Source organism: Variovorax sp. HJSM1_2, assembly GCF_049316285.1.
Taxonomy (GTDB): domain Bacteria; phylum Pseudomonadota; class Gammaproteobacteria; order Burkholderiales; family Burkholderiaceae_C; genus Rhodoferax_B.
In genome coordinates this window covers 23,718-45,738 of the sequence record NZ_JBMOXA010000012.1, presented here as the reverse complement: position 1 = coordinate 45,738, position 22,021 = coordinate 23,718, and the positions used below count along the sequence as shown (strand labels likewise).

The following is a 22,021-nucleotide window of genomic DNA, read 5'->3' as shown; positions in this document are numbered from 1 at the left end:
GCTTCGTGTTCCTTGTTTTCGAATTGCGTTTGCACTTATATGCTCCGGTGTAAAGCAACATGGAGGAGTCCGGATGTCTTTGGTCAAGGAGATTGCGGAGTGGGCCGACGCGCAATACGGGTGGATGTCACACGCTGTTCGACTTATCGTGGAGAAGGGGACGCTCTCGGAAGCCGACCACCTTGAGATTGCTGAGCTAATGAAGGTTTACGCCGGCTTGGGCGGCGAACTCGAAAAGCGACCAATCCGAATAAAGCTAGACGACCTGCCCGTAGCCGCGGCTCCCGGGGTGAATGTGAGTTTGACTGGCTTGCGTCAGCCGCGCAACATTAACGCCATCGGGTTTGATGACGGCATCACCTTTGCGTCTGAAGGCCTGACGGTGGTTTACGGGTACAACGGGTCCGGCAAGTCTGGGTATGCGCGAGCGCTTAAGAAGGCCTGCCGTGCCAGATACACCGAATCTATCCTGCCGAATGTGTTTAAGGAGGCGCAGGCAACTGGGCCGGTTGAAGCGACCTTTGAATGGCTGTCATCCGGAAAACCTGGGAACCAAAAGTGGGTCGATGGCTCCGCGTCACCGGCTGACCTCTCGCGGGTCGCAATTTTCGACGCTCACTGCGCTCGAGTCTTTGTGGACGAGCAAGCAGACGTTTCCTTTGTGCCCTACGGCATGGACATCCTTCGTGAACTCTCACACTGCATGGAGTGGGCTCAGCGTCATCTTGAGAAGGAGCGTCAAAGTCATGCGTTCGACCGTTCATTGCTCGGGCCTTTCGTTGGCAGCAACACAGATGTTGGTCGCTTCGTTACATCCATCTCTTCCCGCACTGACCCGAAGACGGTCGACGCACTTGCCTCTTTGACAGTGGAGGAACAGCAAGAGATTCAAGACCTAGTCAAGCTACTAGCCGATGGCGACAGGCAAAAGACTGTGCAGGAACTTCGTAGACTGGCTCAGCGCTGCAGGGGCTTGGAGCAGGAGCTTGAAAAGTTGACTGAGCCGCTTCAGGATGACCGAGTGACGGACCTACAACGGCTGTTCGACGAGCTCAAAGGGTTGGCCAAAGCCGTGGAAATGGCCTCCGCGGCCATGAAGGACGGAGCGCTGCCAGGTACAGGAACTGAACCCTGGGTCATCCTTATGCGCAGTGCTGTGGAATTTGCATCCCAAGCCTATCCGCAGTCGGAGTTTCCGGGCCCTCACGACGCAAATTGTGTCTTGTGCCAACAGCCGCTCGGCGGCCCCGCTCGCGAGCGCTTAAACCGATTCTGGGAGTTCTTGCAATCGGATGCTCAGCGTCGTCTCGACGGGGCGAGGCTTGCCTACAAGGAGCTCTATTCGCCAATGAAAAAAGCGCCGGTCGACGCGTTCCCCACTGACCCTACTATCCTCGACGAAATCAAGGAGCGCTCGGAGCCCTTAAATGCGGGAATTGCTGAGCGAGTTGCGACCTTGAAGGCGCGGCACGCAGGGTTGCTCCAAATCGCCGTAACCCAAGTTCTCCCAGAGTTCGAGCCACTTCAGAAGGGCCCCGAAGAATCTTTGAGAGCTTTCATCAATGGACTGCTGGAGCAGGCCGCCAAGATTGAGGCTGGGCTCACACCTGAGGTGCGCCAAGCGAAGCAAAAGCGACTGGCAGAGCTTCAGGACCGCACCAAGCTTGCCGACCATAGAGACGTCGTTCTGGCATGCATCAAGGCTGCTCAGGTGGACGCCTTGTATGTGGACGCGCTCAAATGCTGTCGCACCAACGCGCTGACCCAGAAAAGCGGGGAACTCTACCAAAAAGCAATTACGAAGGAGCTTCAAGAAGCGCTTTCTCGGGAGCTGAAGGCCTTGAATGTCGTCGGCATTGATGTTTCCCTTGACCTGACCGGTCAGAAGGGCGCGCGTCGCCAGCAATTGAAGCTTGCAGGTGCGCTCTTAGGACCCAAAGTGAAGCTTTCTGGTGTCCTAAGTGAAGGCGAGCAACGGGCTATCGCAATCGCATCCTTCTTGGCTGAAGTAAGTCTTGAGCCCGCCAAGTCTGGCATCGTTTTCGATGACCCCGTGAACTCTCTTGACCAAATGCGACGAGAGCGCATTGCCAAGCGGTTGGCCGAAGAGGCCAAACACCGTCAGGTCATCGTCTTTACCCACGACTTGGCATTTGCTTGGGAGCTGAAGGAAAGCGCAAAGGCTTCCGGGCATTCGGCGACCATGCGGCACGTCTTTTCAGCCGGAAAAAGTAAAGGCCACTGCAAGGAAGAGCTTCCTTTCGAGGGGCAAAACGTGAGGAAGCGGGTGAATCTTTTGAAGGAGCTCCACGGCAAAGCCAAAGCCGCTATCGAGGAAGCACAGGACATTGACGCCTACAACCTGCTTATACGCGACGGCTATCGGCGCCTGCGGGACTCGTGGGAGCTGCTGGTTGAGGAGCAGATGTTTAATGGGACGGTGCGGAGATTCCACCGACCCATCAGCACCCTAAAGTTGCGGTCAGTTAGCGTTGAGGACGACCATGTGAAGTCCGTCTACGACAACGTCACCAGAACGTCTTATTTCGCCCATGAGGGGGGAGCCGAAGCGCCTCCACCATTGCCTGAGCATCATGAATTTCTAGCAGATGTTGTGAAGCTCGAAGTTGCTCTCACAGCCATCTCAAATTCCAATAAGGCTGCCGAAGCGCGGAGACAAGCGATGGGGGTGTCGTTGAACTGATGCCCGACCATTCCGCGCACAGCTACATCGCCCGATACAACCCGGAGAAAAAATGACCGACGACTTTTTTAATAGCCTTCAAGGCAAAGCCGAAATCAAGGACCCGAAGGGGTCGATTCGGCGCAAATATCAGACGCGCCTACGCAATTTGGCTGAGACGTTGGACGATTTCATCGCGCATGCTGAGCAACGCTTGGACGCAGCGCAGGCCGGGAAAATCCACAAGCGAGCCGAAACGCAGAGTCTGCTTGAACACTGCAGGGCACTCCGTACTACCATCCCGGTCGTGAGTTCGGTTGACGAGGAGCTTTCGCCCGAGGCCTACCGTAATCTGTGTGACATCTTTGGCCTGGACCCCGACCTCCCAGAGGAACCGCCAAAGTAACTCGCTCGGCGGTAAAAGCCTCGTTGGGATGCGCCGTTTTTCTGCCAACCCTACCACCTAAGCTGGTTAATCCGGCTAACAGCAAAAAGGGCCCTTCTCTAGGACTTACGCTTGGCCGCTGCCCGTACGGCTTCCCACTCAGAGCGGTCATACCACTGCTCACGCCTCAACAGATGAGAGCCTAAACGAAGGCCGCGAGGCACATCAAGGTCAAGAACGACGAACGCCAGACGTTCCGCGAGCCGAGCGAAGTGCCAGTGGGCTACGGCAATCGCGTGCATGCTGTATTCCTGCCGGAGGCCATGTGCAATCGAATCTCGTATCTGCTTTAGCCCAGGTAGTTTCGCCGTGCCCCGCAGCGGCCACAGGTCGGACATATAGCCGGCCAGCTTTGGATGGGCGGCTTGGAACTTTTCAAATCGGACGTTGAAGCTCGGGCCGCTTCCTTCCACTGATTTTGCAAATCCCTCAATTCGGGCTGCCACGCTCACCGCATTTGGACTCGAAGTCGCCTCCACGCGGCTCTTCAAATCAAGTAGTCCGGCAATCACCTCTGCATCTGACTCACGAAGCCTCTTCCGCTCTTCCTTTGTTAGCCTATCAAGTGCGATGACCTGCTCCAAGGCGCTGAACAAAGCGGAGAAATTACCAGCAGTTGACCTTTTGACATGCGGTGCCAACGCGACGGATATCAACGTAATGGCTTCCTGCGTTTCTGGTAGTGCCCGGAGAAACTTATCGACGAGGGCCTGCGCATGTGCATCAAATTCCCTTGGGAAGCAGACGTCCTCAACTGGCTCTTCCGCCATGTCTGGGGCGAGGTTGGGGTCCAGCGGAACAAACCACATAGCCTCAACGCCTTCCCGTTTCTCCCACAGCCAACCATGCAGCGTTATGGCTTGCCTCGTCAGTAATGAAAGGGGAATCAGCACTGATTTCATCTTCTCGACCAATTGCTCAACGGGAGTCTCAGTCAACTCGTCGCACGAAACTTCAGCGGCAAAGCTGGCGCGAATTTCCGCAGCGACCCCTTTGTGGTCAACGTGATGAACAGACCAATACTTGATGAAGCGAATCTCGCCAAGCTCCACAGTTTGCAGCTTAAAAAGCTCCACCGTCATGTTCGGTGTCGCGGCGTAGTTGACCATCGCTGCGCTGCTGTGCTTCTTGAAGAATCGCACCGGCGAGAGCAGAAATCGGAGCCGAGCCCGTTCGCTTCGCCAGTGACTCTGACTTACCCAGAGATGTCCCGCATGATTGATGTCGAACGTCCCCCGTGCGTGCTTTCTGCTTGTTCCGCCAACGGGAATTGAGCGGTACCAAAGCTCCTTAATTTCAATCTCGAAGCCACTGCCCGTGCCGCGAAGCGCGCAGGGGTTCTGCAGCGCCCCTTGCTCCTTGTCCCTCAGCGGAATCTCGATTGAAATCGACGCCGGCAAACCACTGGCAGCGGGCTCTGATACACGACAGTCGACTTCGAGGGTCAGTCCGTTTTTGTCGGTGATGACGGCATCAAACGATGTGTCTTCTAGGTACATGTTGTTCCTATTCTTGGACCAAGAGTACGACCATTACCAACTAGGCTTTCTAGCTGAAAGCCGGCACTTGGCCGATTGCCGAAGTCTAGCCAATGCCCTGAACCGCAGTTATTTAGGCGGAGTGGCTGCCTGCGTCGCAGGTAAATGACTGAAGAAATACAGTTTTGCTTCTGGCTATCCAAAGCAAAAGAGCCATAAGTTTCTCAACTTATGGCTCTCAAATTCTCAGCTTATGCGTCTAGCTACAACAAAATCAAACGTCGATATTGTCCGCGCGCAAGGCGTTGGTTTCGATGAAGTCTCTGCGTGGCTCTACGTCATCACCCATGAGCATGGTGAACACACGGTCGGCTTCGATGGCGTCGTCGATCTGTACGCGCAGCAGGCGGCGCACGGTGGGGTCCATGGTGGTTTCCCAGAGTTGGGCCGGGTTCATTTCGCCCAAACCTTTGTAGCGCTGGCGGCTGGTGGACTGCTCGGCTTGGGTGATGAGCCAGCGCATGGCCTGGCGGAAATCGCTGACGCGTTCTTCTTTCTGGCGTTCACCTTCACCACGCGTGACGCGTGCACCCTCGCCCAGCAAATCGCGGAAAGTGGTGGCGGCCTCGCTCAAGGATGCGTAATCGGCACCGTGCACGAAATCTTGCGTGAGCACACTGCTCTTGATGTTGCCGTGGTGGCGGCGGCTGATGCGCAGAATAGGCTTGTCGGTACGCGCATCGAATTCGCCGCTGACTTCGGCGCCGCTGCCCAAGGCGCGCAGGCTGGCCTGCAAGGCCACGGCGGAGGCTTCGGCATCGGGCACGGTATCCAGGTTCAGGCTCACGCCATCGGCGATGGAGCGCAGTGCTTCAGCGTCGAGGAAGTTGCTCAGGCGGGCGATCACGGCTTCAGCCACTTGGTGCTTGCGTGCCAGCTCGGCCAATGTGTCGCCGGTGAGGGCGGTGTTGCTGCTGCCGCCGGTGTGCACGGTGGCGTTGATCAGGGCAATGCGTAGCAGGAAGCCGTCGAGCGCGCTGGCATCCTTCAAGTACAGCTCTTCTTTGCCGGCCTTCACTTTGTAGAGTGGTGGCTGGGCGATGTAGATGTGGCCACGTTCCACCAGCTCGGGCATTTGGCGGTAGAAGAAGGTCAGCAGCAGCGTGCGGATGTGGGCGCCGTCAACGTCCGCATCGGTCATGATGATGATGCGGTGGTAGCGCAGCTTGGCGACGTTGAAGTCGTCGGCGCCGTTCTTCGCATCACCACCGCTGGCGTTGCCGATGCCGGTGCCCAGAGCGGTGATCAGCGTCAAGATTTCGTTGCTGGTGAGCAGCTTTTCGTAGCGCGCTTTCTCCACGTTCAAGATCTTGCCGCGCAGCGGCAGGATGGCCTGGAACTTACGGTCGCGACCCTGCTTGGCAGAGCCGCCGGCGGAGTCACCCTCGACGATGTAGATCTCGCACATGGCGGGGTCTTTTTCCTGGCAGTCGGCCAGTTTGCCGGGCAGGCCCATGCCGTCCAGCACACCCTTGCGGCGTGTCATGTCGCGGGCCTTGCGTGCGGCTTCGCGGGCGCGCGCGGCTTCAATGATTTTGCCAACGATGATCTTGGCGTCGTTCGGGCGTTCCTGCAGGTAGTCGAACAGCAGCTTGCTGACGATGTCTTCCACCGGGCCGCGCACTTCGGAGCTGACCAGTTTGTCTTTGGTCTGGCTGCTGAACTTGGGCTCGGGCACCTTCACGCTGAGCACACAGGTCAGGCCTTCGCGCATGTCGTCGCCGGTGACTTCGACCTTGGCTTTCTTGGCGACTTCGCTGTCGTCTATGTACTTGTTGATCACACGCGTCATGGCGGCGCGCAGGCCGGTCAGGTGGGTGCCGCCGTCGCGCTGCGGAATGTTGTTGGTGAAGCACAGCACTTGCTCGTTGTAGCCGCTGTTCCACTGCATGGCCACTTCCACGCCGATGTTCGTGCCCTGGTCGCTTTGGCGGTCGCCCATGGCGTGGAACACGTTGGGGTGCAGAACGGTTTTGCCTTTGTTGATGAAGTTCACAAAGCCCTGCACACCACCGGCGCCGGCGAAGTCGTCTTCCTTGCCGCTGCGTTCGTCTTTCAGGCGGATGCGCACGCCGTTGTTCAGAAAGGACAGTTCGCGCAGGCGCTTGCTCAGAATCTCGTAGTGGAAGTCGCTGTTCTGCTGGAAGATCTCGGTGTCGGGCAGAAAGTGCACTTCGGTGCCGCGCTTTTCGGTGTCGCCCATGATCTTCATGGGCGAGACTTCCACGCCGTTCACCACTTCGGTAATGCGGTTCTGCACAAAGCCTTTGCTGAACTCCATGACGTGCACCTTGCCGTCACGCCGGATGGTCAGGCGCAGCATTTTGGAGAGCGCGTTCACGCAGCTCACACCCACGCCGTGCAGGCCGCCCGAAACCTTGTAGCTGTTCTGGTTGAACTTGCCGCCGGCGTGTAATTCGGTCAGAGCGATTTCTGCCGCGCTGCGCTTGGGTTCGTGTTTGTCGTCCATCTTGACGCCGGTGGGAATGCCCCGCCCGTTGTCGACCACGCTGACCGAATTGTCAGAGTGGATGGTGACCAGGATGTCGTCGCAGTGGCCGGCAAGTGCCTCGTCGATGGAGTTGTCCACCACTTCAAACACCAGGTGGTGCAAGCCGGTGCCGTCGGACGTGTCGCCGATGTACATGCCGGGTCGTTTGCGCACGGCTTCCAGCCCTTCCAGAATCTGGATAGCGCCTTCGCCATAGGCCTCGGATGCACCGGCTTGATTGGTGTCGATCTTGGGCTGGTAGTTGGAGCTGTCCGCATTGTCGGCACCGGTGGAAGTGCTTTCAGCGTTGGGATCAATGGGCTGGTTTTCTGCGGTCATAACGGTCGGATCTCAATCTCTTGATGGACCAAACCCGCATTGAACGGTGTGTTCATTGCGGGCTGGGTAGGTAGGGCTCTGGGCGACGGGATGGTCGAGAGGCCTAGATGCGCATGGGCATCACAACGTATTTGAAGTTCTGGTTTTCTGGAATGGTCACCAGAGCGGAGCTGTTACCGTCGCTGAGTTCAATCGACACCATGTCCTGGCTCATGTTGGCCAACGCGTCGATCAGGTAGGTCACGTTGAAGCCAATTTCGATGCTGTCACCACCGTAGTCGATGTCGAGTTCGTCCATCGCCTCTTCTTGCTCGGCATTGCTGGAGGCAATGCGCAGCGTGCCGGGGTCGAGGTTCAGGCGCACGCCCTTGAATTTGTCGCTGGTCAAGATGGCGGTGCGCTGCAGGCTGGACAACAAGGCCTGGCGGCCCAGCGTGATGCTGTTCTTGTGGTTCTTGGGGATCACGCGGTTGTAGTCGGGGAACTTGCCCTCGACCAGCTTGGTCACGAACTCCATGCCGCCAAAGGTGAACTTGGCCTGGTTGTTGGCAAACTGCATTTCGATGGCGCCTTCGGCGTCGCTCAGCAGGCGCTGCATTTCCAGCACGGTTTTGCGCGGCAAGATCACCTCTTGCTTGGGCACTTCCACGTCCAGCGTGGCAGAGGCAAAGGCCAGGCGATGGCCGTCGGTCGACACCAGGCTCAAGGTGTTGCCTTCGGCGACAAACAAAATGCCGTTGAGGTAGTAGCGAATGTCGTGTACTGCCATGGCAAACGAAACCTGGCTCAGCAGGTCTTTCAGCGTTTTTTGCGGCACGCTGAACACGGGGCCAAAGCTGGCGGCTTCTTGTACCAGCGGAAAGTCTTCGGCCGGCAGGCTTTGCAGCGTGAACTTGCTCTTGCCGCCCTTGAGCACCAGCTTGCTTTGGCTGGATTCGAGCGTGACGGTTTGGTCGGACGGCATGGCGCGCAAGATGTCGATCAGCTTGCGGGCGCCCACGGTGGTGGTGAAGTTGCCGGTGTCGCCATCCAGTTCGGCGGTGGTGCGGATCTGGATTTCAAGGTCGCTGGTGGTCAATTGCACCGATGAACCCGTCTTGCGCAACATGACGTTGGCCAGAATGGGCAGCGTGTGCCGACGCTCCACAATGCCCGAGACGGACTGCAGTATCGCGAGCAATTTGCTTTGCGTTGCCTTCAGGACGATCATGTCAACCTCTTTGTGTAATGTAGTAAATCTTGCAATCCGTGGCTGTCGCGCAGCGCTTCCACCCAGCCTCGGATTCTCCCCTGTTTTTGCCCTGCCGAACGCTCTGCATGTGCGGCACCGATCAGCCTTTGAGTGTCTGTTCCAGCACGTGTAATTGCTGGTTCAGTTCAGTGAGTTGCTGGCGTTCGCCGCCAATCTTGCGCACGGCGTGCAAAACGGTGGTGTGGTCGCGGCCGCCGAACAGCTCGCCAATCTCCGGCAGGCTCTTTTGTGTCAGCTCTTTGGCCAGGTACATGGCGATCTGCCGTGGCCGGGCGATCGAGGCCGGGCGCTTCTTGGAATACATGTCGGCGACCTTGATTTTGTAGTAGTCGGCCACCGTTTTTTGGATGTTTTCCACCGAGATCTGCCGGTTTTGAATCGACAGCAGGTCGCGCAGCGCCTCACGGGCGAGCTGGATAGAGATCTCTTTTTGGTTGAAACGCGAATAGGCCAGGCACTTGCGCAACGCGCCTTCGAGCTCGCGCACGTTGGAGCGCACGTTTTTCGCGACGAAGAAAGCCACTTCCTCGGGCATTTCGGTGCCTTCGGCGCGTGACTTGTTGATCAAGATCGCGACGCGCATTTCCAGCTCGGGCGGCTCTATGGCCACGGTCAACCCTGAGTCGAAGCGCGACACCAGGCGCTCGTGGATGTCGGCCAAGCCCTTGGGATAGGTGTCGCTGGTCATCACGATGTGCGACTTCTTGGTCAGCAAAGCCTCGAACGCATTGAAGAACTCTTCTTGCGTGCGGTCTTTGTTGGCGAAGAACTGCACGTCGTCGATCAGCAGCAGATCGAGCGAGTGGTAACGCTCTTTGAATTCGTCAAACGTCTTGCGTTGGTAGGCCTTCACCACGTCCGACACAAACTGTTCGGCATGGATATAAAGAACTTTGGCGTCCGGCCGGTCAGCCAGAAGACGGTTGCCCACAGCGTGCATCAAGTGGGTTTTCCCCAGCCCAACACCACCATAAATGAAAAGCGGGTTGTAGAGATGGCCGGGCGTGCCGGCGACATGCATTGCTGCCGCACGGGCCATGCGGTTGGCCGTGCCTTCGATCAGTGTGTCGAAGGTCAGCGCGGAGTTGAGGCGGTTCTTGAAGACAGCGGGGTTGCTGTCTTCGCTCATGTTCACGGATTCGGCTGCAGCCACCAGTGTCGGGGCTTGCAGGGCGGGGGCATAAGAGCGCGCGGGCGCTTCACGCGGGGTGAGCGCTAACTCTACGGAAATCGGTTGCCCGTAGGTCTTTTCCAGCAATACAACGATGCGGCCAGCATACTGCGCGCGCACCCAATCCAGCTTGAATCGATTGGCGACAAACACCGTCATTTTGGTGAAGTCTTCGTTGACCTGCGCCACCAATGGTTTGATCCAGGTGTTGAACTGCTGCTCTGGCAGTTCTTGCGCCAGCTGTTCCAGGCAAGCCAGCCACAAGCTGTCTCCGGCGCCCGTGCTGGCATAGGTTCCCTCGGTCATTATTTCGTTCTACTTCTGTGGATAAATTGTATTAAGGGCACCCGTCAGTATAATTTATCAAGAATTTATCCACAATTCGCCCGGGGTCGCGGACGAGATATCTTGTTCAGCCAAGTTTGCGCATGGACTTGTCACTGTCGTGCAAATTTGCCATAATCGCGGGTTTCCCTGGAACGCGGTTTCTGGGTTGGCTTTTTGCGTGCCCTTGCTATCTATAGAAATCTATACGATGTTACGGGCCGTACAAGCCGGCTGCAGTAGTTGATTTGGTCGTACTCTCTTATGGGTTGTACAAGGCCACCAAGAAGTCAAAGAGCCATGTTTTGGGGTCCCCGAGGGGTTTCCGCCCTCTATTCTTTAGGCGACGTGTTCCGTGTTCAGGAACCCGCTGAACTGAACCCTTCAAGGATTTCATCATGAAACGCACTTATCAACCTTCCAAAATCAAACGCGCCCGTACCCACGGTTTCCTGGTGCGCATGAAGACCCGCGGCGGCCGTGCCGTGATCAATGCACGCCGCGCCAAGGGCCGCAAGCGTCTGGCGGTCTAATCCTGTCGCACGTTTTGGTACGGGTGTCGGCCAGTTTCTGGGCCGCATAAGCCAGAGCTTGTCGTGCAACGCTTAAAGACGCGAGCTCAGTTTCAGGCGGTTTTGTCCGGTCAAATTGTGTCGCGTACGGCGCACTTTGCACTTCATCGCCTGGATCTTTCCGTGCCAACCGAACTTCTCAGTTCCCCCACAACAGGGCCCGTGTCCGAGCGACCGCAGGCCCTGTTTGGCGTTGGTGGTGTCTGGATGGGCGCCATGGTGCCAAAGCGTTGGGCCAAACGGGCCGTGACGCGCAACACCATCAAACGCCAGGTCTACACCTTGAGCACGGGCAACCCATGGAACTGGTCGCAAACCGCGCATGTGGTGCGTTTGCGTGCTGGTTTTGACCGCAAACAGTTCATCAGCGCCACCTCAGAGCAACTCAAACAGGCGGTGCGCGAAGAATTGACCCAGTTGATGAGCCGTGTGCGCCCCATCGCGGCTAGGGTGGCGAAACTGGAGCCAGCCAAATGATCAAGGCGGGCTTGATTGGTGTGGTCAAAGCTTATCGCCTGTTGCTCAGCCCTTGGCTGGGATCGGCTTGCCGGTTCGAGCCCTCTTGTTCGCTGTATTCGATTGCTGCGCTGGAAAAACATGGCGCAGCCGCTGGCACTTATTTGACGGTGTGCCGCTTGGCGCGCTGCCAACCCTGGTGCCAAGGTGGCGTAGATCCTGTGCCACAGCACGCGCCCCGATTTTTTTCCCAATTGCTTTCCCCGTCTTCCGAGAAGAAGTCTTCATGAACGATATTCGCCGAACCATCCTGTGGGTGATTTTTGGTTTTTCCATGGTGTTGCTGTGGGATAAGTGGCAGGTCCATACCGGAAACAACGCCACTTTCTTCCCTGCCCCGCCAGCCAAGGTTGAACCTGCGGCAACCGCGGCAAGCGCAGGTGCTTCCAGTGTGCCCGCGCCAGTGGCTGCCGCTGGCACCCCAGGTCAAGTGCCGGGCACCACGGTGGCATCGGCGACCCCGCGCGAAAAGATTGTGATTTCCTCTGACGTGCTGAAGCTGACCTTCGACACCGAAGGCGGCTCCATCGTCGGCTCGGAAATGCTCCAGTACTCGGACATGGCCGACAAGAGCAAGAACTTCGTGCTGCTGGATGAAAGTGCATCGCGGGTCTATCTGGCGCAAACCGGTCTGATCTCCGGCACGGCAGGCGGTGAAGCGCCTAGCCACAAGACGGCGATGAAGCTGGTGTCGACCGAGCGCAATCTGCAAGACGGCGCCAACGAATTGGTGGTCAAGTTTGAGTCGCCCGAAGTTGGCGGGGTAAAGCTGATCAAGACCTACACGCTGACCCGCGGCTCTTACGCGATTGGTGTGCGTCACGAAGTGGTGAACACCGGTGCCGTGGCAACCGCGCCGCAGCTTTACCTGCAACTGGTGCGTGATGGCACCAAGCCACCAGGTGAGTCGTCGTTCTACTCCACCTTCACCGGACCAGCGGTTTACACCGAAGCCAAGAAGTACCAAAAGGTCGAGTTCAAGAAGATCGAAGAAGGCTCGGTTGACATCGAGAAAAAGGCCAGCAACGGTTACGTCGCCATGGTGCAGCATTACTTTGCCTCGGCCTGGCTGCTGGGTGACGGCATCGAGCGCAACCTGTTCATGCGTAAGGTTGACACCAACCTGTACTCGGTCGGCATGATCACGCCGCTGGACACCATTGCGCCTGGCGCCACCAAGGCCGTGGATGCACGTATCTTTGTCGGCCCGCAGCTGGAAAAGACGCTGGAGTCGTTGGCCCCTGGCCTGGAACTGGTGAAGGACTACGGCTGGTTGACCATCCTGGCCAAGCCGCTGTACTGGCTGCTCGACAAGCTGCACAGCGTGATCCAGAACTGGGGCTGGTCCATCATGGCCCTGGTGCTGCTGCTGAAGATTGCTTTCTACTGGCTCAACGCCAAGGCCTATGCCAGCATGGCTAAGATGAAGGCCATCAACCCACGCATTGCCGAAATGCGCGAGCGCCTGAAAGACAAGCCGCAAGAAATGCAGCAGGCCATGATGAAGATCTACCGCGAGGAAAAGATCAACCCATTGGGTGGCTGCTTCCCCATCATGATCCAGATCCCGGTGTTCATCGCCTTGTACTGGGTGCTGCTGTCCAGCGTGGAAATGCGTAATGCGCCCTGGGCGCTGTGGATCCACGACTTGTCGTCGCCAGATCCATTCTTCATCCTGCCTTTTGTGATGACGCTGACCAGCTTGCTGCAAACTGCGCTCAACCCCGCGCCACCAGATCCGATGCAGGCCAAGCTGATGTGGTTCATGCCACTGGTGTTCTCGGTGATGTTCTTCTTCTTCCCGGCCGGTCTGGTGTTGTACTGGATCACCAACAACACGCTGTCGATTGCCCAGCAATGGCTGATCAACACCCGCATGGGCGTGCCACCGCAGTTCAACCTGCCTAAGTTCCGCTAATTGCGCAGCACCGGCTCTGCCGGTTTGCCAAGGCCGCACAACCATCTGGGTTGGGCGGCCTTTTTCGTTGGAGAATCTCCCCATGCTTGCACGCCAGTCCGATCCCATCGCCGCCATTGCCACTGCTCCCGGACGCGGGGCCGTGGGCATCGTGCGCCTCAGTGGCAAAAATCTGCAGCCCTTGGTGACCTCGTTGCTTGGGCGTGAGCTGCGGCCGCGCGAGGCCAGCTACCTGCCATTTCGCGACCAAAACGGCCAGAGCATCGACCAAGGATTGGCGATCTTCTTCCCCGCGCCGCACTCCTATACCGGCGAAGACGTGCTGGAGCTACAAGCGCACGGCGGCCCTGTGGTGTTGCAGTTGCTGCTGGCGCGCTGCCTCGAAGTCGGCGCCGAGCGCGGTGTGCGCCTGGCGCAACCGGGTGAATTCACCGAGCGCGCCTTCCTCAACGACAAAATGGATTTGGCGCAAGCCGAGGCCGTGGCCGATCTGATCGACGCCAGCACCGAAGCCGCCGCACGCAGTGCCAGCCGCTCGCTTTCAGGCGCGTTCTCGGATGAGATCCATCAACTGCGCGATGCACTCATTCACCTGCGTATGCTGGTGGAGGCCACGCTCGATTTTCCTGATGAAGAAATCGACTTCCTGCGCAAAGCAGATGCGCATGGGCAGCTATCCAATTTGCAAACCAACCTGGCGGCCGTGATGCGCCGCACCGCGCAGGGGGCTTTGCTGCGAGACGGCATCAAGGTGGTGATTGCCGGCCAACCGAATGCCGGCAAGTCGTCGCTGTTGAACGCCTTGGCCGGAGCCGAGTTGGCCATCGTCACACCGATTGCCGGCACCACGCGCGACAAGGTCACGCAAACCATACAGATCGACGGTGTGCCGCTGCACGTGATCGACACCGCCGGTCTGCGCCATAGCGACGACGTGGTGGAGCGCATTGGCATAGAGCGCGCCTGGGCCGAGATCGAAGCCGCCGATGCGGTGCTGTTTTTGCATGATCTGAGCCGCAGCCACGAAGCCGAATACCAGGCGGCGGATGTGGCCATCGCCGTCGAACTGCAGCAAAAGCTGCCTGTGCGTGTGCCGGTGATCGATTTGTGGAACAAGGCCGATGTGTCGAATGCCGCGGCAGAGAACGGCTTGCACCTGTCCGCCAAAACCGGTCTGGGGCTGGAGCCATTGCGGCGCAAGCTGCTGGAAGTCGCCGGCTGGCAGTCGGCACAGGAGAGCATTTACACCGCGCGGGAACGTCATGTACAAGCGCTGCGCGGTGTGGAAGAGCATTTGATACACGCGAGCAGCCACCTGACAGCCGAGTCGTATCAACTCGACCTGTTGGCCGAAGAGCTGCGGCTGGCGCAAAACGAGCTGAGTGCGGTGACCGGCGAATTCACCACCGAAGACTTGCTGGGGACGATTTTTTCCAGTTTTTGTATAGGCAAATAAGGGCGCTCGGAACCCGTCTGGCACCCGCTTAATTACCTAAAATCGGATAAATTCAGTTCGTGAAATGATGGCCAATGAATTGGCCGCGGTCGCTTTGTTGGCAAGGCAGGGCACAGTTTTTCATTCGCAGAGGCGGGCCACACATGATGACGCATGGTTTAGCGCACCCTAAGGGTCGGCTGGAAGCGCAAGGGCTGGTGGATGCGATTGCCCAGAACACCGGCATTGACGCGCTCATGCTCAAGCTGAGTTCCAGCCAGTGGGAAACGCTGACCAGTTACATGCAGAAAATCAGCTTGCCAGCCGGCCAGTTGCTGTTCAAACAGGGGGCAATTGATCGCACGCTTTACCTGGTTGAAAGTGGTGCGTTGAGTGTGCATTTTGAGGACCGCCAGGGGCAGATTCGCTTGGCAATTGTGGGCGCGGGTTCGGCCGTGGGAGAAGGCGGTTTCTTCACGCACATGCCACGCAGCGCAACTGTGCAGGCGACCAGTCTTTGCTGCCTGTGGAGTCTTTCCCCGCAGCGGTTTGCCGAACTATCCCACCGGCGCTCAGAAATCGCGCTTGAAGTGGCATTGGCAGCAGGGGCTGTGGTATCCAAACGACTGGCCCACCGCAAGCAACGCGCGGCAGTGACATAAGACGCAAGGCAGTAAGCTCAATATCTGAGCGCAGCGTATCCTGTAGGAACGCACTCTAAGGAATGATGGGTATGGCTTTGTGGAGTTGGTTGACTGGAAAGAAGTCTCGGCCAGACGCTGGGGTGTCGGCCCGAGGGCGTGCCGTGCCGGGTGCAAATCGAGCAGAACCGGCGACACGCCAAGAGCAGGCCAAAGTGCTCAAGCATGAGCGTATGGAGCGGCGCGAGTGGCTTTATAGCGTGGTGCGCGAAGCCATGCTGCATGCGGGAGTGCTCACGGCCAGCTACAAATTCAAGGTGTTGGCGCTGGATGAACGCGGACGGCAATTTCTTGTCATGGTGGATCTGGCTCCACAGCTGGGCGGTGATACCGGCCACTTATCCAAGATCGAGGCGCAGATCGTGCAGACCGCCAAGTCGCGCTACGACTTGGTGATCACCTCGGTTTACTGGCGCACCAATGAACATGTGGCCGTCGGCCTGGCGCCACGCCCAGGCGCGGCGCCGGTACTGGCCGGCGAGGGGCTTGGCCCGTCGGCCGCCTCGCGACGCGAAAGTTTGACCTCTGCTCCCGCGCCGTTGGGCCAGGGCGGTCGCTTCGAGCCCATTCAAGAAGACGAGGTGGCCGCTTTTAAGCAAGCACTGGCTGCATCAGCACAGAAGCCCAAGGCGGCTGACGAGGTGCGTGCTGCAGCGGTTAGGGCAGCCGCAGCAGGTGCGCCAGACAGCGGCGATAGCAGCGGTTACGAAGACACCGAAATGCAAAATCCGCGCAGCCGCAGCAGCGCGCTCAGTGCAACGCAGTACGGCGAGCTGATCTGATCCCGGTGGACCTCAATGGCCGGCAAAGTCGACCAGGGTGAACAGCGGTAGACCTTCGGTGCGCAAGCGCGCCGAACCGCCGAGTTCGGGCAAGTCGACAATCGCGGCGCCTTCCATCACCGTGGCGCCGAGCTTCTCCAGCAGTTTCTTGCCGGCCATCATGGTGCCGCCAGTGGCGATCAGGTCGTCGATCAGCAATACGCGGTCGCCGGGTTTCACCGCATCAGTGTGCAGTTCCACCGTGGCGCTGCCGTATTCCAGTTCATAGGTTTCTTCCACCGTGGTGAAGGGCAGGCGGCCCTTTTTGCGAATCGGCACGAAGCCGACATTCAACTGGTAAGCCACCACGGCACCGAGGATGAAGCCGCGGGCATCCAGCCCGGCCACCACATCCGGTCGCATGTCCGGGTCCATGTAGCGGTGCACAAAAGCGTCAATCATCACGCGGAAGACCTTGGGGTTTTGCAGCAGTGGCGTGATGTCGCGGAACTGCACGCCGGGAGCTGGCCAGTCCGGCACCGTGCGCATGTGTTTTTTGAGGTAGCTTTCGACGGTGTCGTTGTGCATGGGAATCTCTCTGCCTGATAAATCGCCATTTTGCCGCGTCACCACCTGGCGTGTTCAGGGTGCTAGAAACTTCTGCTCTGCCAGCGCCAGGGCCTCGGCTTTGCCCGACAGCACCACGGTATCACCTTCAAGCAGCATCAGTTTGTCGCTGGGCTGTTCCACCTTGCCGCTCTGGCGCCTCAGGCTGACCACGCGTACGCCCATGGCATGTAGCGCCAGGTGGCCCAGAGGCAGGCCCACCGATCTGGCCGCGAGCGGCAGCGTGACGGTGACCAGCCGCTCCAGGTGCAAGTCGTCCACACCGTCGTCGTCGGCTCCATGAAAAAAGCCGCGCAACAGGTTGTAGCGCGCATCGCGCTGGTCCTGCACCACCCGTATCACCCGCCGCATGGGAACACCCACCAGCGCCAGGGCGTGGCTGGCCAACATCAGCGAGCCTTCAATCGCTTCGGGCACCACCTCGGTGGCACCGGCTTCGCGCAGACGCTCCAGATCACGGTCATCCTGGGTGCGCACAATCACCGGCACCTGTGGTGCGTGGCCATGGATATGGTTCAGCACCTTGATCGCACCGGGCACATCCAGATAGGTCACCACCACGGCACTGGCACGCGCCAAACCAGCGGCGATCAGCGCCTGCATCCTGGCGGCGTCGCCAAACACCACGGAATCGCCGGCGGCGGCCGCTTTGCGCACGCGATCTGGGTCCAGGTCCAGGGCAATGTAGGGAATGCCTTCGCCATCGAGCATGCGCGCCAGATTCTGGCCACAACGGCCGTAGCCGCAGATGATCACGTGTTTGTTGGCGTTGATGGAGCGGCGCGCAATGGTGGTCATCTGCAGCGATTGCTGCAGCCATTCACTGCTGACCAGCTTCATCACGATGCGGTTGGTGTACATGATGATGAAGGGCGTGGCCAACATCGACAACACCATGCTCGCCAAAATCGGGTTAAGCAATCTGGGCGGCAGCAGGTTGCTGTTTTGCGCCAGCGCCAACAAGACAAAACCGAACTCGCCGGCTTGCGCCAGGTACAGGCCGGTGCGTAACGAGACCCCCGTGGTGCCGCCGAAGGCGCGCGCCAGAACAGTGACCAACAGCGCTTTGAACACCACCGGCACCAGGAACAGCAGCAGCACCAGGAGCCAGTTGGCCAGCACCAGCCGCCAATCGAGCAACATGCCGATCGAGATGAAGAACAGCCCCAGGAGCACATCGTGAAAGGGCCGGATGTCGGTCTCCACCTGGTGTTTGTATTCGGTCTCGGAGATCAACATGCCGGCGATAAAGGCCCCGAGCGCCAGGCTCAGCCCGGCGGCTTCGGTCAGCCAGGCCAGGCCCAGCGTGATGAGCAGCAGGTTGAGCACAAACAATTCATCACTCTTGCGCCGCGCCACAATCGTCAACCACCAGCGCATGGCGCGTTGGCCGCCGACCAGAAGCACGGTGATCAACACGCTGGCTTTCACGGTGGCCACCGCCAAAGACATCAGCAGTTTCTCGGGCGATGAACCCAGAGCGGGGATCAGCACCAGCAGGGGCACCACAGCCAAATCCTGAAACAACAACACACCCATGACACGTTTGCCGTGTTCGGACTCAATCTCCAGCCGGTCCGCCATCAGCTTGACGACGATGGCTGTGCTACTCATGGCCAGGGCTCCAGAGAGCGCCAGCGCGGTTTGCCAGGGCATGCGCCAAGCCTCGGGCAGCACCAGGCTCAGCAGCAGTGAGCCGCCCGTGGCCAGCAGCATGGTCAGCGTGACCTGAAACAGGCCCAGTCCAAAGACATGCCTGCGCATGGCACGTAGTTTGGGTAGATTGAATTCCAGTCCGATGACGAACATCAGAAACACCACGCCAAACTCGCCCAGATGCTGAATGCCTGTGGAGTCGTCCGCCAGCGCCATGGCATTCGGGCCAATCAACACACCCACCACCAGATAACCCAGCATAGGGGGCAGTTTCAGAGTTCGGAAGGTGACCACTCCCAGGACAGCCGCCAGTAAATAAAGCAAAGTGATTTCGAGCGAACTCATGCTGGCATCGTAGCAAGCCGGGGCCGGTTTTTCAGGGAGGGTTTGCCGTGACGCAGCTTGGAGGGGCTCGATAGAATCGGTGCATGAGCAACACCCCTGCGCTGGAAGCGCCTTTTGATGCGGATCAGGCCCTGCGCCGCGCCCGCGAAACCTTGGAAATTGAAGCCGCTGCCGTCCTGGGGCTCAAGTCTCGTCTGGACGACCGCTTTGTGCAGGCCGTGCAACTGGCGCTGAACCTGCAGGGGCGTGTGGTGGTCATGGGCATGGGCAAGAGTGGCCACGTGGGCCGTAAGATCGCCGCCACCTTGGCTTCCACCGGAACCCCTGCGCTGTTTGTGCACCCCGCCGAGGCCAGCCATGGCGACCTGGGCATGATCAAAGAAATTGACCTTGTCCTGGCGATTTCCAACAGCGGTGAAAGCGCTGAGTTGACCGCCATCTTGCCGGTGTTGAAGCGCCAGGGTGTGCCCCTGGTGGCCATCACCGGCGGCACGAAGTCCACCTTGGCGCAACACGCCACCCTGGTGCTGGATAGCGGTGTGGAAAAAGAAGCCTGCCCGTTGAACCTGGCTCCGACAGCCAGCACTACCGCGCAGTTGGCCATGGGCGACGCGCTGGCGGTAGCGCTATTGGATGCGCGTGGATTCAAGGCCGAAGACTTTGCGCGTTCCCACCCCGGCGGCTCGCTGGGCCGCAAGCTGTTGACGCATGTGGCCGATGTCATGCGCACTGGTGACGACGTACCCAGCGTGTCACCAGAGGCCCCGTTCAGCGAATTGATGCGTGAGATGAGCCGCAAGGGGCTGGGTGCCTCAGCGGTGGTGGATGCGGACCGCCGCATTCTCGGCATCTTTACCGATGGCGACCTGCGCCGCTTGATAGAGCGTGGCGTCGACTTGCGCGACGTGCGTGCGCGCGACGTGATGCATGCCAACCCGCACACCATCTCCAGCGACGCCCTGGCTGCCGAAGCTGCGCAGCGCATGGAGCAGAAGCGCATCACCAGCGTGCTGGTGGTTGACGCTGAGGGGCAGCTTTGCGGAGCGATCAATACCAATGATCTGCTGCGTGCCAAGGTCATTTAGTATTTCATCGGCCCCGCCCCAGGTCTTTAAACCTTCCAACCGCTTGCGACTCTTTTAGAACGGTCCGTTTATCCATGCATCCCGCCCTCGTTGTGTCCCCCGAAGTTCTTCTTAAAGCCCAAGGGGTACGGGTGGCTTTTTTTGATGTCGACGGTGTGTTGACCGATGGTGGCCTGTACTTTTCAGAGTCCGGGGAGGCGCTGAAACGCTTTCACACCCTCGATGGTTATGGTTTGAAACAGCTGCAGCGTGTGGGCATCACACCGGCCGTCATCACCGGACGAGACTCTCCGGCGTTGCGTGCCCGCTTAAAGGCGCTGGGTATTGAGCATGCGGTTTTTGGTACGGAAGAAAAACGCCCCGCCGCGGAGAAAATTCTGCAAACCCTGGGCCTGGAATGGTCGCAAGCTTCAGCCATTGGTGACGATTGGCCCGACTTGCCGGTATTGGTGCGGTGTGCGTTTGCCTGTGCCCCTGCTCAGGCGCACGTAGAGGTGTTTGCGCGGGCCGACTACGTGACCCAGCGTCTTGGTGGGCACGGTGCGGCGCGCGAATTTTGCGATGTATTGCTTGCCGCTTCTGGCCGTTATGCCGAGTTGTTGCAGGAGCGCTTGGCGTGAAAACTCTCGTACGTGCGGCTTTAGACCGCGTCTCCATCTACCTGCCCATCATTCTGATGGCCATGATGGCGCTGGGCACCTATTGGCTGGTGCGCAACACCCCGTCGCAGCAACAAGACAACCCGGAGGCACAACTGGTGCATGAGCCCGATTACTTCATGCGCAAGTTTTCGGTGAAGACCTATGACGTAACGGGACGCCTCAAGAGCGAGTTGCGCGGTATCGAGGCACGTCACTACCCCGACACTGACACCATCGAAATTGACCAGGCGCACATACGCTCTATTTCCCCCGAAGGCTTGGTCACGATCTCCACAGCCAACCGGGCTTTGAGCAATGCAGATGCTTCGGAAGTGCAACTGTTTGGCAATGCCATCGTGGTGCGCGAGGCCGGTAAAACGCCCTCGGGCGGCGTGTCGCCGCGGCTGGAATTCCGTGGCGAGTTTTTGCACGCGTTTATCAATACCGAGCAAGTACGCTCCCACAAACCCGTTACCTTGATCCGGGGCAGCGACCAATTCACGGGTGACGCCATGGATTACGACAACCTGGACCACTTGCTGAAGCTCGACGGGCGGGTCAGAGGTGTTTTGAACCCTCGCCCGACGGCGCAAGCGAAGTAGCCCAGCATGGAAAAACTGGTTTTCATCACGGGTGCTTCTAGTGGTATTGGCCAGGCATTGGCGTTGCGTTACCACCGTGCCGGGTTTCGCCTGGCGCTGGTAGCGCGCCGAACAGAAATCATCCAATCGTGGCTTGAGGCTGAAAATATTAGCGGAGATAGCTGCAAAATCTATAACGCGGATGTCGGTCAGCCTGAGAGCATTCAGGCCGCAGCAATCCAATGCCTGAACCAGCAAGGTGTGCCTGACGTGGTGATTGCCAACGCGGGCATCAGCATAGGCATGGACACAGCCATTGCGTCCGATATCCAGGTGATGGCCCAAACCTTTGCGGTCAACAACATTGGCATGGCCGCCACCTTTCAAGCTTTTATTCGCCCGATGGAACAGCGCGGCAGTGGTGCCTTGGTGGGTATAGCCAGTGTTGCTGGAATCCGCGGTTTGCCGGGGCATGGCGCTTACTGCGCCAGCAAGGCTGGGGTCATTGGCTACTGCGAAAGCCTGCGTGGTGAACTGCGCGCAGCGGGTATCAATGTCGTGACGATTTGTCCGGGCTACATCGATACACCCCTGACCCAGAGGAACCGTTATGGCATGCCGTTTTTGATGCAAGCCGAAGCATTTGCCGACAAGGCGTTCAATGCCATTCAGTCGGGTGCCAGTTATAAGGTAATACCCTGGCAAATGGGGTTCGTGGCAAAAGCAATGCGCCTACTGCCAAATGGAATATATGACAAATTGTTACAAGGGCGTCCACGTAAGCATCGAGTATCTGAAGAATGAATAGTTCTTCAAGAGAAAACGTTAATCCCGCACGTAGTGTCGTTTGTTAAATCTTGATACATCAATGAATATCAAAACACTTTAAACCGTAGTCCACATCCAGGGTTCAAAAGTTTGAAAAAACCAAAACCTGTTA

19 protein-coding genes are annotated in these 22,021 nt (G+C 58.6%); 13 read left to right on the top strand and 6 right to left on the bottom strand.

Annotated elements, in window-relative coordinates:
* The first annotated feature begins 73 nt into the window (after window positions 1–73).
* Both ACFQ95_RS14935 and ACFQ95_RS14930 read left to right on the top strand, forming a co-directional pair.
* Window positions 74–2,704 (top strand): AAA family ATPase, encoded by a 2,631-nt coding sequence (locus tag ACFQ95_RS14935; protein ID WP_422832206.1) that lies wholly within the window; start codon window positions 74–76, stop codon window positions 2,702–2,704.
* Between the two features lie 52 nt (window positions 2,705–2,756).
* Window positions 2,757–3,089, top strand: coding sequence for a hypothetical protein (locus tag ACFQ95_RS14930; RefSeq protein ID WP_422832204.1), 333 nt, complete (start codon window positions 2,757–2,759; stop codon window positions 3,087–3,089).
* 98 nt (window positions 3,090–3,187) lie between these two features.
* On the opposite strand, the gene ACFQ95_RS14925 is transcribed toward ACFQ95_RS14930, so the two are convergent.
* The 4 genes from ACFQ95_RS14925 to dnaA all read right to left on the bottom strand — a co-directional run bounded on the left by ACFQ95_RS14925 (window position 3,188) and on the right by dnaA (window position 10,225).
* A complete protein-coding gene (locus ACFQ95_RS14925; RefSeq protein ID WP_422832202.1) occupies window positions 3,188–4,627 on the bottom strand; it encodes a hypothetical protein in 1,440 nt (479 codons plus the stop codon).
* A gap of 253 nt (window positions 4,628–4,880) precedes the next feature.
* On the bottom strand, window positions 4,881–7,496 hold the full coding sequence (gyrB, locus tag ACFQ95_RS14920) for a DNA topoisomerase (ATP-hydrolyzing) subunit B (protein WP_422832200.1): 2,616 nt from the start codon (window positions 7,494–7,496) through the stop codon (window positions 4,881–4,883).
* A gap of 103 nt (window positions 7,497–7,599) precedes the next feature.
* Complete coding sequence (gene dnaN, locus ACFQ95_RS14915; RefSeq protein ID WP_422832198.1) at window positions 7,600–8,706, bottom strand: DNA polymerase III subunit beta; 1,107 nt, start codon at window positions 8,704–8,706, stop codon at window positions 7,600–7,602.
* A 121-nt stretch (window positions 8,707–8,827) separates the two neighbouring features.
* Window positions 8,828–10,225: a chromosomal replication initiator protein DnaA gene (dnaA, locus tag ACFQ95_RS14910; RefSeq protein ID WP_422832196.1), complete on the bottom strand. Its 1,398-nt coding sequence runs from the start codon at window positions 10,223–10,225 to the stop codon at window positions 8,828–8,830.
* Between the two features lie 416 nt (window positions 10,226–10,641).
* On the opposite strand from dnaA, the gene rpmH reads away from it, so the two are divergent.
* The 7 genes from rpmH (at window position 10,642) to ACFQ95_RS14875 (ending at window position 16,167) form a co-directional block, all read left to right on the top strand.
* Window positions 10,642–10,776, top strand: coding sequence for a 50S ribosomal protein L34 (gene rpmH / locus ACFQ95_RS14905; RefSeq protein ID WP_066096666.1), 135 nt, complete (start codon window positions 10,642–10,644; stop codon window positions 10,774–10,776).
* Window positions 10,777–10,839: 63 nt separating this feature from the next.
* Window positions 10,840–11,292 carry a ribonuclease P protein component gene (locus ACFQ95_RS14900; protein ID WP_422832193.1) on the top strand — a complete coding sequence of 151 codons (453 nt, stop codon included), beginning with the start codon at window positions 10,840–10,842 and terminating at the stop codon, window positions 11,290–11,292.
* Complete coding sequence (gene yidD / locus ACFQ95_RS14895; RefSeq protein ID WP_422832191.1) at window positions 11,289–11,561, top strand: membrane protein insertion efficiency factor YidD; 273 nt, start codon at window positions 11,289–11,291, stop codon at window positions 11,559–11,561. Before ACFQ95_RS14900 ends, yidD begins: the two co-directional genes overlap by 4 nt.
* Window positions 11,558–13,249 (top strand): membrane protein insertase YidC, encoded by a 1,692-nt coding sequence (gene yidC, locus ACFQ95_RS14890; RefSeq protein WP_422832189.1) that lies wholly within the window; start codon window positions 11,558–11,560, stop codon window positions 13,247–13,249. The genes yidD and yidC overlap by 4 nt, the downstream gene beginning before the upstream one ends.
* An 82-nt stretch (window positions 13,250–13,331) precedes the next feature.
* Window positions 13,332–14,705: a tRNA uridine-5-carboxymethylaminomethyl(34) synthesis GTPase MnmE gene (gene mnmE, locus ACFQ95_RS14885; protein WP_422832187.1), complete on the top strand. Its 1,374-nt coding sequence runs from the start codon at window positions 13,332–13,334 to the stop codon at window positions 14,703–14,705.
* 197 nt (window positions 14,706–14,902) lie between these two features.
* Window positions 14,903–15,346 (top strand): cyclic nucleotide-binding domain-containing protein, encoded by a 444-nt coding sequence (locus tag ACFQ95_RS14880; protein WP_422832185.1) that lies wholly within the window; start codon window positions 14,903–14,905, stop codon window positions 15,344–15,346.
* Window positions 15,347–15,540: 194 nt separating this feature from the next.
* Window positions 15,541–16,167, top strand: a complete 627-nt coding sequence (locus ACFQ95_RS14875; RefSeq protein ID WP_422832183.1) for a hypothetical protein — start codon at window positions 15,541–15,543, stop codon at window positions 16,165–16,167.
* Window positions 16,168–16,179: 12 nt separating this feature from the next.
* Here the strand turns inward: ACFQ95_RS14875 and ACFQ95_RS14870 are convergent, their stop codons facing one another.
* Both ACFQ95_RS14870 and ACFQ95_RS14865 read right to left on the bottom strand, forming a co-directional pair.
* Window positions 16,180–16,734: an adenine phosphoribosyltransferase gene (locus ACFQ95_RS14870; protein ID WP_422832181.1), complete on the bottom strand. Its 555-nt coding sequence runs from the start codon at window positions 16,732–16,734 to the stop codon at window positions 16,180–16,182.
* A gap of 54 nt (window positions 16,735–16,788) precedes the next feature.
* Window positions 16,789–18,774: a monovalent cation:proton antiporter-2 (CPA2) family protein gene (locus ACFQ95_RS14865; protein ID WP_422832179.1), complete on the bottom strand. Its 1,986-nt coding sequence runs from the start codon at window positions 18,772–18,774 to the stop codon at window positions 16,789–16,791.
* An 83-nt stretch (window positions 18,775–18,857) separates the two neighbouring features.
* Between ACFQ95_RS14865 and ACFQ95_RS14860 the strand changes: the two genes are divergently transcribed.
* The 4 genes from ACFQ95_RS14860 to ACFQ95_RS14845 all read left to right on the top strand — a co-directional run bounded on the left by ACFQ95_RS14860 (window position 18,858) and on the right by ACFQ95_RS14845 (window position 21,885).
* Window positions 18,858–19,859 carry a KpsF/GutQ family sugar-phosphate isomerase gene (locus tag ACFQ95_RS14860; protein ID WP_422832177.1) on the top strand — a complete coding sequence of 334 codons (1,002 nt, stop codon included), beginning with the start codon at window positions 18,858–18,860 and terminating at the stop codon, window positions 19,857–19,859.
* A 74-nt stretch (window positions 19,860–19,933) separates the two neighbouring features.
* Window positions 19,934–20,479: a KdsC family phosphatase gene (locus ACFQ95_RS14855; RefSeq protein WP_422832174.1), complete on the top strand. Its 546-nt coding sequence runs from the start codon at window positions 19,934–19,936 to the stop codon at window positions 20,477–20,479.
* Complete coding sequence (lptC, locus tag ACFQ95_RS14850) at window positions 20,476–21,102, top strand: LPS export ABC transporter periplasmic protein LptC (protein ID WP_422832172.1); 627 nt, start codon at window positions 20,476–20,478, stop codon at window positions 21,100–21,102. Before ACFQ95_RS14855 ends, lptC begins: the two co-directional genes overlap by 4 nt.
* Window positions 21,103–21,108: 6 nt before the next feature.
* On the top strand, window positions 21,109–21,885 hold the full coding sequence (locus ACFQ95_RS14845) for an SDR family oxidoreductase (RefSeq protein WP_422832170.1): 777 nt from the start codon (window positions 21,109–21,111) through the stop codon (window positions 21,883–21,885).
* The last annotated feature ends 136 nt before the right edge of the window (window positions 21,886–22,021 follow it).

Coding starts and splice junctions, on each gene's coding strand:
- ACFQ95_RS14935 (WP_422832206.1), top strand. CDS start 74: ATGTCTTTGGTCAAGGAGATTGCGGAGTGGGCCGACGCGCAATACGGG.
- ACFQ95_RS14930 (WP_422832204.1), top strand. CDS start 2,757: ATGACCGACGACTTTTTTAATAGCCTTCAAGGCAAAGCCGAAATCAAG.
- ACFQ95_RS14925 (WP_422832202.1), bottom strand. CDS start 4,627: ATGTACCTAGAAGACACATCGTTTGATGCCGTCATCACCGACAAAAAC.
- gyrB (WP_422832200.1), bottom strand. CDS start 7,496: ATGACCGCAGAAAACCAGCCCATTGATCCCAACGCTGAAAGCACTTCC.
- dnaN (WP_422832198.1), bottom strand. CDS start 8,706: ATGATCGTCCTGAAGGCAACGCAAAGCAAATTGCTCGCGATACTGCAG.
- dnaA (WP_422832196.1), bottom strand. CDS start 10,225: ATGACCGAGGGAACCTATGCCAGCACGGGCGCCGGAGACAGCTTGTGG.
- rpmH (WP_066096666.1), top strand. CDS start 10,642: ATGAAACGCACTTATCAACCTTCCAAAATCAAACGCGCCCGTACCCAC.
- yidD (WP_422832191.1), top strand. CDS start 11,289: ATGATCAAGGCGGGCTTGATTGGTGTGGTCAAAGCTTATCGCCTGTTG.
- yidC (WP_422832189.1), top strand. CDS start 11,558: ATGAACGATATTCGCCGAACCATCCTGTGGGTGATTTTTGGTTTTTCC.
- mnmE (WP_422832187.1), top strand. CDS start 13,332: ATGCTTGCACGCCAGTCCGATCCCATCGCCGCCATTGCCACTGCTCCC.
- ACFQ95_RS14870 (WP_422832181.1), bottom strand. CDS start 16,734: ATGCACAACGACACCGTCGAAAGCTACCTCAAAAAACACATGCGCACG.
- ACFQ95_RS14865 (WP_422832179.1), bottom strand. CDS start 18,774: ATGAGTTCGCTCGAAATCACTTTGCTTTATTTACTGGCGGCTGTCCTG.
- ACFQ95_RS14860 (WP_422832177.1), top strand. CDS start 18,858: ATGAGCAACACCCCTGCGCTGGAAGCGCCTTTTGATGCGGATCAGGCC.
- ACFQ95_RS14855 (WP_422832174.1), top strand. CDS start 19,934: ATGCATCCCGCCCTCGTTGTGTCCCCCGAAGTTCTTCTTAAAGCCCAA.
- ACFQ95_RS14845 (WP_422832170.1), top strand. CDS start 21,109: ATGGAAAAACTGGTTTTCATCACGGGTGCTTCTAGTGGTATTGGCCAG.